Genomic DNA, 14,543 nt, shown 5'->3' on the forward strand with positions numbered 1-14,543 from the left:
GGGGCAAATGGTGGGATGGCGCCAGGCGCCTTGCGTGGTGGGAAGCTAATTGGCGTTGGCGGCGCCGTGGATAAGTTTTTCGCGTCCCTCACGCAGGTTGAGAGACGCATCCTGGGCGCCGGTATCCGCGTCCCCCTTGCGGACCAACGACCAAGCACGAGCGAGATAGGCCTGCGATCGCCATAGGAGGGCCCTCTTGCCAAGGGCCTTCTCCCGCTGTCCCGACATGATAGCTACAAAATAGCGTGGCAGGTAACTTCCGCCGGCCTGAACTGCGCGAAGCGCGATCATCCCTGCGAGTTTTGCGCGACCCCACTCCTTGTACTCACGAAGGGCCAGGTGCTGGCCGTGCCGCGTCGCCGTCCATTTCATGTATTCGGCGGCTAACCGCTGCTCAGGAATCAGGTGGTAGACGATCGCCTCGGGTGTGTACCACGCCTCGTACCCGGCGGTCCGGATGCGTCGGTAGAGGTCGGCGTCCTCTCCACCATCCTTGATCCGGACATCGAAGACCCCAACGTCCTGCAAGACCGACCGGTGCAGCATGAGGTTGTTCGTGCCGGGAATCCGCTTACGTGTGTACGGCTGCTCCTCGGTCCAACCGACTTTCTCGCCGAGCAAAACCCGACAAGCAGGGGCGAGCTTCCGCGTATTCGTCACGGGAAGCGACAGGTGGACGGCGCCCCCGACGACTTTGACATTTCGCCGCCGAGCGAGTTCCTGAAGCTTCGCGAGCCAGAGCGGATGGGCGCGCTGATCGTCGTCGTGAAACGCGATCCATTCGCCCACGGATTCGGCCAAGCCACGGTTGCGGGCGTGGGTGACGCCCGGCTCCGCCTCGTAAAAGCCGCGGACGCGCTCGGCGCTTCCGATCCGTTCCGACGCGGCGAAGCGACGAATCACTTCCTGCGTCTCGTCGGTCGAGGCGTTGTCGATCGCCACGATCTCGTAGGTGAATTCTCCGCCACCCGGCAGTGACGTGTCGAGCGCAGTAAGACTCTCGATCGTCTCGGCGAGCATCGCCGCGCGATTGTAGCTTCCGACAACAACCGTCACGTCGACGGGGCTCAAGGGGCCGGTGGTGGTTGGATTCGACATACGGGGATTGCGGTGTCAGCGGACACGGACGCGTCAGCCGGCCAGAGGTTGCGGTGTGGGCGACGCATCGGTCTCGTCGCCCGGCTCGGAGGGGAAAAACAAGGCAACCATCAGCACGCCGATCAGCGCAACCGTTGGGCAGAAGCGCAGTTTGATGAACAGCGATTCAAGCAAGCTATTAAAGACGCCAAGCGTTAGCACGCCGAATGCGAAGGCGTATCCCGGGTCACGCGTCAGCCGATTCGCGGCCGACAGCGCGGCGGCGCTGGCTAGCAAGAACCAGACGGCGAAGAACAGCCCAACAAAGCCGAGCTGAAGCACGATTTCGAAGTACGAGTTATGCGCGTTCTGGAGGCTCCACTTCTGACTCTTCATGATCGCGGCGATGCGGTCCTGCGTCCAGAATCCTTCGTAGCCGTAGCCTAGTAACGGCTTCTTGCGGGAGTACTCCAGCAGTTCTTCCCACAGCGGGACCCGGCCAGTTAGCGAACCGGCTTGCTGGGTCCGCCCCAATAACGCCGTGTCGAGCACGGTGTGGCGGGCGCCGGTCCCAACGCTGTTGTAGGAGATGAAAAGCCCGGCGACGGCCACCATGAAAAGCGAGAAACCCGCCCATTTCAGGCCCGGAGGCAGGCGCATCATCCACGTCGACACCAGCGCCACGGCGACCGACATCAGTCCGGTGCGTGACTGTGTGAGGACAATCAACCCCAGCCCGACGGCGACCAACGTGTAGCGTATCCAGCGGCGTCCGAAGCCGAACGGATGACAAACCGCGGCGAGGCACAGGATGCCGCAGTAGTTGGCTTGCGCGTTGGGGTGCAGGGTCCCACCAAATCGGTAGTCGCCGCCCGACCAAGGGCGCCCTCCCGCCGCCAACTCGAAGGCGAGGCTGCCGGCTATGAAGAGCGTCAGGCTAACGAGAACGATCGATAGGAAATCCCGTGGCGTCAGCATCCGCGCGAGGCCCGCCGACCCGAGGACCATGCACGCCAGCACCACCAACCGCTTCGCCGTCAACAGGGGCTGTGCCGACCACGCCACGCTGACAAGGCAGAGCCCGGCGAGGATCAGAAGCGGCGTCAACACGCTCCACCGCAGATTCCATGGCTTATCGCGACAGAACCCGAGAGCCACGATGCCGAACGCACCGAACGCCACCAAAGCGACCTGACGAAGCGCGTTGCCGCTCTCCATCTGCTCGATGAACTTGTCGCGGATGTCCTTCTCGTCGATCTCGGTGATGTAAGCGTTGGCGTAGATCAGTTCGTGCTCGACGACCCCAAAGACAAACAGGAGAAAAAAGACGACCCCGAGATTGCGGACGAAACGCAACCATCCGCTCGGAGGGGTCGGGGTCGTGGAGAGTTCGATCGGTGGGTGGAGAGAAGCCTCAGGCGACACGACGTCCCCCCTTGGCCCGATGCGGCGCGGCGACCCGCCGTCGATCCGTAGCAGCTTGGCCGCCGCCGAGAGACTCGTCGTCGAGCGTCTCGGCTTCCGTTGGGTGGAACGCAATCACCCCCAGCACGGCGATCAATGCAATGACGGTGGGGTACTTGAGTTTGGCGAAGTGGGACTCGAGCAAGCTATTGGCGATCGCGAACCCAAGCACCCCATACGCGAAAGCGTACCCTGCGATGTGGGTCCGTTCATAAGCTGCCTGCATCAGGTTGAAACTGAGCAGAAGGGTCGCCATGGCGAGCGCCAACCCGACCAGGCCCAGCTGCAAGACGACTTCGAAGTAAGCGTTGTGCGCCGACTGCAACGCCCATTTTTGTGACTTCATCACCGCGTCAATGTTGTCGGCCGTCCAAAACGATTCGTAGCCGTAGCCGTGAAGGGGACGCTTTGCGGCGAACCCGACCAGTTCTTGCCACAAGGGGACCCGCCCGGTGAGCGAGCCGGCCTGATCGGTCCGTCCCAGCAGGGCGGCCTCGGTGAGGGCCCGACGGTCGCCATTGCCAAGGGTGGCCAGGACGATCGTCGCGAGGGACGCCATCGCAATCAGACCCCAGGCGGCTCCCCACCTCGCCCGCGGGGCGAGCCGAACAAGCAACGTGATCAAGACCCCGACTATGACCGCCAACGCGCTGGTGCGTGACTGGGTCTGCAGCAACAACACAAATCCAAACACCATCAAGCAACGCATCACCCAGGCGCCGCCCCAGCGCGTCGGCAGGCAGAACGCCGCGAGGCAGAGCATCCCGCAGTAGGCGGCTTGGATGTTCGGATGCAGCGTTCCACCGAAACGGTAGTCCGGGTCCCAGGGCTTTCCGCCGTGACCGACGTCCAGCATCAGGCTATAGCTGACGAAGGCGCTGAACGTCAGCAGCGCGACGGCGAGCAGTTCGTTCGGGTTCAGCATCCGGGCGAACCCTAGCGACCCGACGACGATCATCCCCGCGGCGACCAGCCGCTTGAACGTCAGCGCCGGCTCTGCCGACCAAAGCACGCTGGAGAGGGTCCACGCCAACAGCAGGCAGAAGCAGGCGGCCGCCGTAGACTGGAGATTCCAGGGCCGGTTGTCGCAATACGCCAAGCCCAGCAGTCCACAGAATCCGTAGCCGATCACGACGAACTTCCGGAGAGCGCTACCGCCCTCGATCTCATCGATGTACTCGTCGGCGATGTCGCCCTCGGTCTCGTCCGTGACTTGCATCCCGGCAAAAGCAGCCGCGTCGTGATCGATCGTATAGAAGACGAGCCAAAAGCCGATGGCTACGGCGAGCACCCGCCCCCAACGGATTCCGTCCGCCGTTGGCGTCACGTCACCGGCGGCGGCCCTGCTCATCGACCCGAAGCTGCTCAAGGCGAGGGCGTCACGCACGGCGGACCTCCTTCGCAAAGACGGTCCATTGCCACACGAGGGCGACCAAGCTGCCCAGCAGCATCCCGACGCCGATTGCCTCGGCGCCAAACACGCCCACGAGCCCGAAACCAAGCGACCCGTTCACCGCCAGCCGCGTGATGGCCGTGTTGAACATCATCCGCGCGTGGCCCAGATTCACCGACGCGTACTCGATCGGGATGAGCAGCGCCTCGGAGAGAACGCCCGCGGTCAGGGTGAGCAGCAGCAGTGTCGAGACGCCGGCCGACGCCTTTTGGAAGACGAACTCGACGACCGGAAGCCCGACGAAGGCGACTCCCAAGAGGAACACGCCAATCGTACTGGCCATGATCAGCGTGGTCCGCACCGTGTAACGCCACAGGCCCGCCTTGCCCTCGTCGGCGAGGACTTTGGCGCTCATCGGGCCGAGATAATTCGAGACGCCAATCACCAGCGGGTTGGTCATTTGCACCACAACCCGAGCGGCGCCGAGGCGGCCCAGTTCGGCGATCGACGCGATGGCCGACAGCAGCCAGTTGTAGCCCTCCTTGCCCAGCAGCACGGCCGACGCGCCGCCGGCGAGCCACTTGCTAATCGACCAGTTGTCTCGCCAGTCGGGAAGCACCCGGCGCCACTGGACCGTCCAAGCATTGCTCCGTAAGAGCATCCAAGGGACCGCCAGCATCGACGTCGTCGCCAGGGCGAGGAACGCCTCGTTGGCGCACAGCTCGCCGCGCTTCGCCAACCAGACTAGCAGCAGCACTTGAGCGATCGAAACGACCACATCGAAAGCGAACACGTCGAAGAAATCGAACCGGGTCAATCCAAGCCGACGGACGTGTTCACGGAGGAGCATCGCCGCCGAACAAGGTCCGACAACCGTTAGCAACCATGACATGACGGTGAAGCCCATCGCCCAGGCCGCCGTGGCGATCAGGAGCGTGAGCACGCAGACAGCAGCCGCGAACCCAAGCAGGTGGATCGTTGCGCTGCCGGCGTAGGCGGGTCGCTCTTCGAGTGGCAGGTGGGGGCTACGCCTTGTGTAGGCGGTCCAAACCAGCGCCCGCGCCAAGCCCAACGCAAACAGATAGACCGAGAAGCCGAGGACGAAATAGCCGAGCTCAACCTGCCCCGCCGAGCGTCCCACCGCGATCGGCGCAACAAAGTTCGACAGGCTCACCACGCCTTGGTCGGCAAAGACCCACAGGCCGCGCGGCAGCGAGCCAATCGCGCGACGCCAACCTGTCGCCGAATCCGGTCGGGCTGCGGCGGTGGGCTGGGCGGGCAACGGCACAAGGACTCGGGGCGTGGTGTTCGTAAGAAGGAAATAGAATCGTGCGGCAAACGCGACGCGGGGTCGCCTTAGAACCGGTTGCGGATCCAGCTAGGGACCCGCTGCTTGTGCCGACAGACCACCGTACCCGCGAGGGGGACGCCGTCGCTGCGGAGCTGCTCGGCCGCGCGTTCCAGCAGCGTCGCGGAAGTCTGCTCGTGGCTGACCGCCAGGATCGCGGCGTCAAGCCGACGAGCGATCAGGAGCATGTGACGCAGCTCGCTCGTCAGCGGGAGGTCGAACACGACCATCTGATGCGACTCCCGCAACCCGCTGAGCAAGGCTTCGACGTGCTGGCAGTCGAGACCGACGCGATCCATCAGGCCGGTCGTGCCCACCGGCATGACCTCGAGGCCATCGACCGTCGTCTCGTGGACCGCGTCGGAAACGCTGCAATGGCCGGCCATCACGTCGGCAAGCCCCTGCACGCCACGGAGCCGGAACTGGCGGGCTACCGTGGGATGCTCGGCCGAGGCGTCGATCAGCAAGACCGGACGCATCTGGTGGTCGGCGGCCCGGATCGCGAGGTTCGCCGCCACGGTGCTGACGCCCGCCTTGCGGTCGCAAGAAGTGATCCCAACGAGGAAGCCGGCGCCGTCGTTCTGCTCACGGACCTCTTCCAATCGCGGTTGAAGCCGCCAGAGGAGCGTGTCGTAGGCGTCGGCGCCGCGGCGCCGGGGCGCCGTACGGATGACGGCGTCGCGAGCCGCGGCGGGCTTGTCGATCGCTTTGGTGGAATCCATCGCGAATTCTCGGTTGATTGGGACGAAGGAGACAGGAAGGGGGGGCGCGCGCCGAAAGCAAATCGCACGACAGCAGACTGCTACGGGGCAAGCACGCGGCCGTGGACGGAGGAATCGGGGATCGACGCCAACACCGGGGCGCCCGTCGCCAACTCGATCGAACGGTCGTCGCGGACCTTATCGTTGAGCTGTTCGAGCGCCAGGATCGAAGCCGCTGTGCCGGCGAACGCCAGGACCAACGACCCGAGCCCCACCAACAGCTTCGACGGGCTCACCGGCTTTTCGGAGAACGTCGGCGTCTGGGCGACGCTCACGCTTGAGACCTCTTGCAGCTCGAGCTCTTCATCGATCCGGGTCTGCTCAAGATTGTCCGAGTAGCGGATGTACTTGCGGCTGAGAATTTGCTCCTCGCGTTCGAGCATGGCCAGCCGCATCGCATCGGCGTTGATCTTTTCGAGGTCGCGACGGACGGTTTCGTCCTGGTCACGCAGCGCGCCGAGCTTCGCCTCAAGGCTGGCGACCTGGCCCTGCTTTTGTTTGGCGGCCAGCGACAGCTCGCGGTGGATCGGGTTGACGTCGTCGGTCGTCTCTTCGCGGACGTTGTCTTGCCCATCGACGACCTTCTCCGCCTCCTCGATCTGCTGTGAGATCGCGATCACCAGCGGGTGCGAGTTGCTGTAGCGCGCCTTGAGATCGGCCTGCCGCACCTGAAGCGTGTAGAGCTGCTCCCTGAGCAAATCGGCGCCGCCGTTAGGGATCGACTTCTTCGAAGCGATCAGGCGTTCGGGCATACCGCCCAGCTGGCGGCGGAGGTCTTGGAGTTCCGCCACCAGGGCGTTGCGCTGGCTCTCGGCCTCGAAGGCCGACATCGTGATCGACTGGAGCTGGTTCTCCAGGTTCTGGCGCCGGGACTCGATCGAGGCGACCCCGATCTCGTTCTTCGCCTTGCGGACCCCGTCCATGGCTGCGTCGAGTTGGCCACGGAGTAGTTTTTCTTGCTCTTGGAAGAACGCCCGCGAACCTTCGTTGCGATTGATCCGCAAGTGCTCTTCACGGTAGACGTCGATCAGGGTCTCGAGGATCGTCTTGGCGCCGACCGCCGAGGTGGTGCTGTAGGTCACCAAGAGCATGGTCGAATCCCGCTCCGAGTCGGCGACAAGGTTTTTCTCGATCTCGATCGCGGCCTCTTCGGTGTCGCTGATCGGGTCGATGCTCTTCAATGCGGACATCGCGTTGCGAAGCGTCGCGCCGACGGTCGCATCGAGAGTTTGCGCTAAAGCGTTTGGCGCGGCCTCGCCCTCCCCCCCCTCGGGGCCGCCGCGGAGGATGTAGTCGGAGCCAAGCCGTTCGACCACTTTCAGAATGACGCCGCGGCTCTGGATCAGATCGAGAGCGGTAACGACTTCGGCGTCGCGTCCCAGCTGCTGGATCCCCATGATCTGTTGCCCGGTCTGGGCGGTTGGGTCGAGGCTCACGCTCTGGCGCCCCATCTGGAGGGCGAGCTTCGCCTCGGAGCGGTACTCACGCGGGGCGAACAGCGCGATCCCTAAGCCGGTTGCGATCACCAACGCCGGGATCAGCACCGCCTTGAACCGGTGGCGGAACAACATCTCCAATAGATGGACGGCGGACGAACGAGACGATTGATTGGACATCGGAATGCTCACGCGAGGTGGCTGTGTTAGCCGACAGAGGGGCCGACGGAAGGTTGATTGGCGGGCAAGTTGGACGAGACGCGATCGGTTCTAGCGGCGCGCCGTTCGCGGGCCGTCGACGACTCGACGGCGTACGCGTCGGCGTACCAGCGAAGGAGGGTTTCCGCCTGGCGAGACCACATGTGTTGCTGGGCTTCGGCGCGGGCGCCCTCGCTCAGTTGCCGCCAGAGTACGGGCTCACGGGCCAGCCGAGTCATTGCGACCGCCATGCCCGTGACCGTCTCGTTGGGAGACCCGACGGGGACCGGCATCGCACAGCTGGACGTCATGATGTCGGCCGCGCCTTGGTGATCGACGCCGACGATTGGCGACCCCGCCGCGAGGGCTTCGAGCAGGCCGGTGCCCGACGTGTCTCGCATGCTGGTGAAGGCGAAGCAGTCGGCCCACTGGTAGTGGGGGAGCGTCGCGCGGTAGTCGGGCCAGCCGAGCCACTCGATCCGGTCGGCGATACCCAAACGGTTCGCTAGGCGTCGCCAGGCCGCTTCGCTCGGCCCGACGCCCAACACCCGCAGACGCCAATCGACGTCGGGTGGCAGTAACGGCAAGGCCTTCAGCAGCAACGGCAGGGTCTTCCAAGCCCGCAAACGTCCCGACCAGAGAATCCTCAGCGGCTCGCCCGCCCGACGTGGTTCGCGTGCCGGGCTGATCGGGATGTCGAGCGCTGTCTCGAGCTGCACCGGCGCCTTGCGGCCCGTCGCACGCTGGATGTCTTGGGACGCCTGGTGGGTCGCCGCTATCAAGACCGCCGCCCGTCGCGTCGCCAAGCGGACGCGCCGGCTGAACCGCAATTGCCAGGCGTTGATCGCGTTGCGACAGACCTCAATCCACGCGCCACGGAGACCCAGTTCGCTCAGGTACCTTGCCGGGAAGGCCTGGGTCCCGCCGACCGGGCCCCACACGAACGGAACGCCGAGGCGCCACGCCTCGCCCGGCTCGCGGAAGCCACAGAACGTCGTCTGATGGGCGAGGTCGAAGGGACGCTCGGCGTGCAGTTTTTGCGCTTCGCGGAGGGCGCACCGATGCCAGAGTCGGTAGCCCATGTAGTAAGTCGTCGCCGATCGGTTGTAGAGGTCGCCCCACCAGCAGCGGTCGATGCCGATAAAGTGGAGCCGATCGCCAATGCCAAGCCGCTGGGCTTCGTCGCGGAGCAGACCATCGTTGGTCGCTTCGCCGTGCAGCACGGTCACGTCGTGTTGCTGAGCGGCATGAACGGCCCGGTACCAGCCGATCCGCGACTCCATCGACTGGTGGGGGTGGCAGGCGTGGGCGACCTGCAAGACGCGCAGCCGCCGGCCTTCGATCGGGTCAGCGCCCGACGGGGCAGCGGTCGCCGGAACAACGGCACGATCACTCATGTCGTTCGGCGCCAACGGAATTGGCTTCGTCCCAGGCATTGCGGGAGAGGCGTCGTCGATGGAAAGGGAGGAGGCGCCGGCGGGAAGCGGGCGTCGGCGGGCTGGCGATTCCCACCGACGCGAGTGTCTTTGGACCAAGGCGGGCGGCCCGCCCTATCGTCCCTTTTGCATCAGCACCGACGGCCCTGTCTTGGCGACGAGCACCAGGTCGAGCAACGGGCTACGCCGCTCAGCGTAATCCAGGTCCATCCTAACCCAATCGTCGAAGGGCACCAGATTTCGGCCGTAGATCTGCCACGTGCACGTTAAACCCGGCATAACGTGCAGACGCCGACGTTGCCAGCCCTTGCACGCCCGCGACTCGTCGACCGGCAGCGGTCGGGGCCCGACCAGCGACATGTCGCCGCACAGGACGTTCCAGAGCTGGGGCAGCTCATCGATGCTGGTCTTGCGAAGCAGCCGACCAACCGGTGTAACCCGCGGGTCGTTGGCGATCTTAAACGCCGGGCCGTCCTGTTCGCTGACGGCACGCAGAGAGGCTTTTAGCTCTTCGGCGTCGGGCCGCATGGTGCGGAGTTTGTACATCCGGAACCGCTTGCCGCCGAAGCCTTCTCGTTCTTGGACAAAGAAGGCGGGGCCCGTCGTCGTGAGCTTGACCGCCACGACGCCAAGGGCGATCAGCGGGCTGGCGAGCAGCAAGCCGGTCGCGGCGCCGGCGACGTCGATCGATCGTTTCCAGAGCGGCGTCGGTCTCAGAAAGAATCCGTCAAAGAGGCTAACGCCCTGTTGGCAGGGGGACTCGCCGCCGGGCCTGCCGACTCCGACGAGGCTGTCGGGGCCGTCTTCATCGGGCTTGCCAAGATCGCCGCTGTCGCGGTCGGGGTAAACGATCACATCGCAATTCGGCCGGTCGGCGCCGGCGGCGTACCACTCGCACAGGTCGGTGGCGACTTTCCAGGCGCCCGACTCGGGCGTATCGGGCAGCAACAGTCCTAGCCGGCCGTCACGCAGCCAGCCGGCCGTGTCGGTCAGCCGGAGCCGCGACGCCAACATGCGTTCGAGGTCAAGGATGTCTTTGGGGGAGTTCTTCGTCGCCGAAGGCTCGACCACCAGCAGAGAAACGACCGAGCCGTTTCGATCAACCCGCATCCGCTCGGCCGCCGCCGCGAGCTCGAACCGCTCCGGCGAGAGCAAGAAACCATCCGCTTGCCTGCGGCGACTCCTTGCCGCCGTTAGCTCGACAAGCGAACGCACCAGTGTGAGCATAATAGGCTGACAGTAAGCGCGAACCGGCGAGGGCGGGAGCTCGGGGGGAGCCGCGTCGATTCGATAGGTGAGGTAAGGAGCGGCGTCCGACGGTCGGTCAACAACCGCGACCTTCAGCCGGCGCCCGTCGTGGGGCGGGGACCCGACGCGATAGGCGTAGGGATGGGCCGAGTATAGTCAGTGCGAGCATCTTGTCGATTTTTCCTCCGAATTTTCTTTGCCGACCGGGCGCCGAACCGCCACTCGGCGCAAAATGGCCCCGGTGACTACCACCTCCCCGGAAATCGCCGCTCGACTGGCAACGGTGCTCGATTCGACGAGCGTGCCGCTGGCCGTGCTCGACCTCTCAACGGGCCTACTCGGCTGGAGAAACGCGGCCTTTTCGCGTCTCGCCCAGCAGCAAGGGCTGACGGAGCCGGTGTTAGCGGCCGAGCTGACTGTCACTGGGTGGCGCCGGAATGTGCAGCCGTTGCCCGGCGGTGAAGGGTCGGCCGCCCTGATCGAATGGCTTCCCGAAACCCCTCGGGACGCCGCCGCCACCGTCCCCAACGACCTCGATCCGGTGACCTCGGTGCTCTGCCGCAGTGCAATCGAGGGCGCTTTGGCGGACCGATTCGCCGTCCGTGAACAGCGGCCCTTCGCCCTGGCGTTCCTGGACCTGGTCGATTTCAAACAAGTTAACGACCAATATGGCCACCTTGTCGGGGACCGCTGCCTCGCGTGCGTCGGCTCGCGGTTGCGGCAGGCAGTGCGAACCGGTGACCTGGTCGGGCGCTACGGCGGGGATGAGTTCTTGCTCCTTCTCGACGGGGTCCACGACCAGGCGACCTATGCCCCGATCCGCGACCGCCTCTTGAGCGAGCTTTATGAGCCGCTGGTGATCGAAGGCGCCTCGATCCGCATCGGGGCAAGCATCGGCGTCGCCTACTCCCGGGCGGACTGGGAGGGCGTAGACGCCATGCTCGAGGCCGCCGACAGAGCGATGTACGCCGACAAGCGAGGCGAGTCGACGCCCTCGTAGGCCCGGCTAACCCCGCCTTGGATGGAGGCGGAAACGCCAGCCGGCGTTGCCGAGAGAGCCCTACTTGGCTAGCTTCTCCATTTGGCACAGTTCATTGCGGCAAGCGGTTTCCTAGGGAGGGGGCGCCATGCGGATCAACCAACTCATCACTCACCGTGAGACTTCCGCCGGAAGCGACTCGCTCGGAGTGGTTTCGCCCCGCCTGGCGGCATACCAGGCGGACTCTTTCGACCACAGCGGCGCGGTCGCCGGGCTCGTGGCTGAGATCTTCCTGGGGACGGAGGACCCGCGTTGGCGCGACGCGCCATGGGTGGCGGGCGAGGCGACGATTAGCGTCGCCGCCGGCGAATTACGACTCCGACGGGCCGGGTCACGCCGTTCACCGAAGCTGACCCTTGCGAGCGTCAGCCCGCGTTCGACCACCTCGCCCGTGGGTCCCGAGTCTTGGCAGCAAGGGACGCCGGCGTCGGTTCTGGGGGCTGTCTTCTTCGCCGCCGCGGGCGAGTCGGCCCCTTTGTCGCCGTTGCTCTCCGCCAAGGTCGCCGAAGAATTCACGCGTCTAGCGGCCCGTCGACGACGCGCCGACGCCCCGCCCCACGCCGATAACCAGCCGCGTCGCACCGACGAACTCCTCCGCCGCCGCGACGAGCTCGCCGCCCGCATCGAGGCGCTGCTCGGCGCCCGCCGCCAAGAGAGCGGGACGCTCGACCGGCGACTCGCCGAGCTAGACGCCGCCCGCACGGAACTCGCCGACCAAGTCGAAGAGCTGCTTCGCCGCGTCCGGGCGCTGGCGGGGCAGCTTGACGCCGCGGGGGCCCACGCGCGATACGAAGAGCTCAGCCGCGTCGCCGCCGAGGCCGAGGGACGCCAAGCCGCCGACCAATGGGCGCCCCGTGTCGAAGAACTCGACGAAGAAGTCGCCCGGTGGCGTTCCACCCTCGCCGAGCTGGATGGCCGAGAGACGTATGTCCGCGCCGAGTTGGCTCGCGTCCGGGCCGACGACGTCTCTCCGCAGATCGTCCTCGCCGACCAGCGCGCCAGCGTCGCGGTAGCGCAGCGGTTGATCGCCGATCTCGAGAGCGAGGTCGCCCGGTTCGCCCGCTCCGGTGAATCGCCCCTGTGCGTCTGTCAGGACGCGCACCCGCGGCTGAATCCGTTGGTCGAGACGCTCGGCCGCCATGTCGATCGGTTGGCAGAGCTGGTCTCGCAGCAAGACCACGCCCTCCGGACTCAGGAGCTGATGGCCGAAGCGGCCCAGCTCGAGCGGTCGCAAGCCGAATTGCGCCGCCAGCTCGAGCACCTGCTCGAACGACGGCAGACCCATTGGCGTAGCAGCCGCGCGCGGTCGGTCCGCGGCGTTGACGCGGCGCCGGGCTACCTCGATCGCTTCGATCGGCCCACACTCGAAGCGGAGCACCGCCGCCTGGCGGAAACGCTCGCCGCCAGGGAGGCCGAGCTCGAAGCGCTCGACCGCGACCGTCGCGACGTCAGCGAGCGACGCCGCCGGCTCCTTGACGCGGGGCAGCTCGCCGCATGGCAGCGGGAACTCGATGCGTTGCAAGCCGACCTCTCGCGCGTCGCCGATACCCCCGCGCCGCGCGACGGGGGCTCCCTCCGCGCGTCGGACGTGCTGGCCCGGCTCAGCGATGGCGAGTTCACTGAACTGCGGCTCGCCCCGGGAGGTCGGGCGGTCGAGGCCCGCGACCGTTCCGGGCGGATCATCCGCCAGCAAGACCTGTCGCTCATCGAGCAGCGGCTGGTGGCCTGGGCGCTGCGGCTGGCGCTCGCCGACGCGTGCCACGCGGCCGACATTACATTCCCGCTGGTGGCGGACCAGCCGTTCGCGGACCTCGACGATCGCCACGCCGCTAATCTGGCGACCTGCCTGGACGATTACTCCCAACGGGGGCGACAGGTGCTGCTCATGGCCCGCGACGGCGCCGGACTCAATCGACTGCGGAGCCTCGGCGTCGAGGTGCGTGGCCTGCGGGGTGATCGCGTCGTTGTCGAGAAGGCCGTCGCGGTTGAACGGGTCGCCCCGCCCTCCCCTCCCCCGACCCAGACCGTTGTCCGCGAAGAGACCTTTGCGAGATCGCTGGTGCTCGATATCGGCGACTCGATCGAACGCTTCCCGGTCCGTATCGCCGGCGGCGCCGAGGCGTTCGCTAGCGCGCGGGTGCGGACCATCGGCGACTTGATCGGCGGCGACCCCAGTGCGATCGCCGAAGAACTGCAGATCGAGGACGTCACGGCAGAGTTGGTCGCCCTCTGGCAGGCGCACCTTGCTCTGGTTTGCTTTACCCCGGGACTCGATTTGGGCGCCGCTAAGCTGCTCGTCGAGTGTGACCTGCTGTCGGTCGAAGAACTCGCCGAAGCGAACGCCGACCGACTCCGTGACGCGATGCGTCGCCGGGGCGCCGGGCAAGCGATGCTCGACCGTATTGAAGAGTGGGTCGAGGCGGCTGCCGACGGGGTTGAGAGATGGCAGTCGACCGGCTACGCCAAAGCGTGGCGCCGAAACCGCGAAGAACGCCGGCAACGGATCCGCGACAACGCCAGCCGCCGTAGCGAGCGAGGCAGTCGGAACGAACGCTCCCTCCGCCTCAGCGACCACGAAGACCGCCAGCCGCGCCGTCACCGCGACGACGAACAATCGGAACGGCGGTCTTCGGGAACCGCGTCGTCCGATCGACGCGAAGAGAAGAAGAAGTCGCTCCGCTTCTACCTCGAAACCGACAGCGAGATCGAAGCGGCGCCATCGATCGGTCCGAAGCGGGCCGAACAGCTCATCGAGCTCGGGGTGGCGCGTGTTTCGCAACTGCTCGCAGCCGATCCGGAAGACCTCGCCGCTCGGCTCGACGACTCGCGGATCGACGCGGCGACGATCGTCGCTTGGCAACACCAAGCCGAGTTGATGTGCCGCGTGCCGGGGCTCCGAGGGCACGACGCCCAGGTCCTTGTCGGCAGCGGGTTTACTTCCGCCGAAGAGATCGCTGGCATGAAGCCGGCGGAGTTGTTGGGTTTCGTCGATCCGTTCTGCGACACCTCCGAGGGCCAGCGGGCCCTGCGTGGCTCGGCGCGGCCCGATTTGGTGGAAGTCACCGAATGGATCCAGGGCGCCCGTCAACGCCGCGCGGTCGGCGCCGCGTGACCGGTCACGGCCGGTGACGACGACGTTGGCC

Annotated in this window: 10 protein-coding genes; 2 read left to right on the forward strand and 8 right to left on the reverse strand. The window is 66.1% G+C overall.

The genetic code is table 11. From position 1 onward, the window contains the following. Window positions 1-45: 45 nt before the first annotated feature. The 8 genes from Pla108_RS14280 to Pla108_RS14315 form a co-directional block, all read right to left on the reverse strand. Window positions 46-1,098 carry a glycosyltransferase family 2 protein gene (locus Pla108_RS14280; protein WP_146445651.1) on the reverse strand — a complete coding sequence of 351 codons (1,053 nt, stop codon included), beginning with the start codon at window positions 1,096-1,098 and terminating at the stop codon, window positions 46-48. 33 nt (window positions 1,099-1,131) lie between these two features. Further along, complete coding sequence (locus tag Pla108_RS14285; protein ID WP_146445652.1) at window positions 1,132-2,433, reverse strand: O-antigen ligase family protein; 1,302 nt, start codon at window positions 2,431-2,433, stop codon at window positions 1,132-1,134. A 58-nt stretch (window positions 2,434-2,491) separates the two neighbouring features. Then, window positions 2,492-3,928, reverse strand: a complete 1,437-nt coding sequence (locus tag Pla108_RS14290; protein ID WP_146445653.1) for an O-antigen ligase family protein — start codon at window positions 3,926-3,928, stop codon at window positions 2,492-2,494. After that, window positions 3,921-5,222: a lipopolysaccharide biosynthesis protein gene (locus Pla108_RS14295; protein ID WP_146445654.1), complete on the reverse strand. Its 1,302-nt coding sequence runs from the start codon at window positions 5,220-5,222 to the stop codon at window positions 3,921-3,923. Before Pla108_RS14295 ends, Pla108_RS14290 begins: the two co-directional genes overlap by 8 nt. Before the next feature lie 68 nt (window positions 5,223-5,290). Continuing rightward, window positions 5,291-6,004 (reverse strand): CpsD/CapB family tyrosine-protein kinase, encoded by a 714-nt coding sequence (locus Pla108_RS14300; protein ID WP_146445655.1) that lies wholly within the window; start codon window positions 6,002-6,004, stop codon window positions 5,291-5,293. Between the two features lie 80 nt (window positions 6,005-6,084). After that, window positions 6,085-7,659: a GumC family protein gene (locus Pla108_RS14305; protein WP_146445656.1), complete on the reverse strand. Its 1,575-nt coding sequence runs from the start codon at window positions 7,657-7,659 to the stop codon at window positions 6,085-6,087. A 26-nt stretch (window positions 7,660-7,685) separates the two neighbouring features. Beyond that, window positions 7,686-9,074, reverse strand: coding sequence for a glycosyltransferase family 4 protein (locus Pla108_RS14310; protein WP_197526564.1), 1,389 nt, complete (start codon window positions 9,072-9,074; stop codon window positions 7,686-7,688). A 153-nt stretch (window positions 9,075-9,227) separates the two neighbouring features. Then, window positions 9,228-10,268: a sugar transferase gene (locus tag Pla108_RS14315; RefSeq protein ID WP_197526565.1), complete on the reverse strand. Its 1,041-nt coding sequence runs from the start codon at window positions 10,266-10,268 to the stop codon at window positions 9,228-9,230. Between the two features lie 334 nt (window positions 10,269-10,602). Here Pla108_RS14315 and Pla108_RS14320 point away from each other — a divergent pair, with 334 nt between their 5' ends. Both Pla108_RS14320 and Pla108_RS14325 read left to right on the forward strand, forming a co-directional pair. Then, window positions 10,603-11,361: a GGDEF domain-containing protein gene (locus Pla108_RS14320; protein ID WP_197526566.1), complete on the forward strand. Its 759-nt coding sequence runs from the start codon at window positions 10,603-10,605 to the stop codon at window positions 11,359-11,361. Window positions 11,362-11,488: 127 nt separating this feature from the next. Then, complete coding sequence (locus tag Pla108_RS14325) at window positions 11,489-14,512, forward strand: DUF4332 domain-containing protein (protein ID WP_146445660.1); 3,024 nt, start codon at window positions 11,489-11,491, stop codon at window positions 14,510-14,512. Window positions 14,513-14,543: the final 31 nt, after the last annotated feature.

It is taken from the genome of Botrimarina colliarenosi (assembly GCF_007859955.1).
Lineage (GTDB): Bacteria > Planctomycetota > Planctomycetia > Pirellulales > Lacipirellulaceae > Botrimarina > Botrimarina colliarenosi.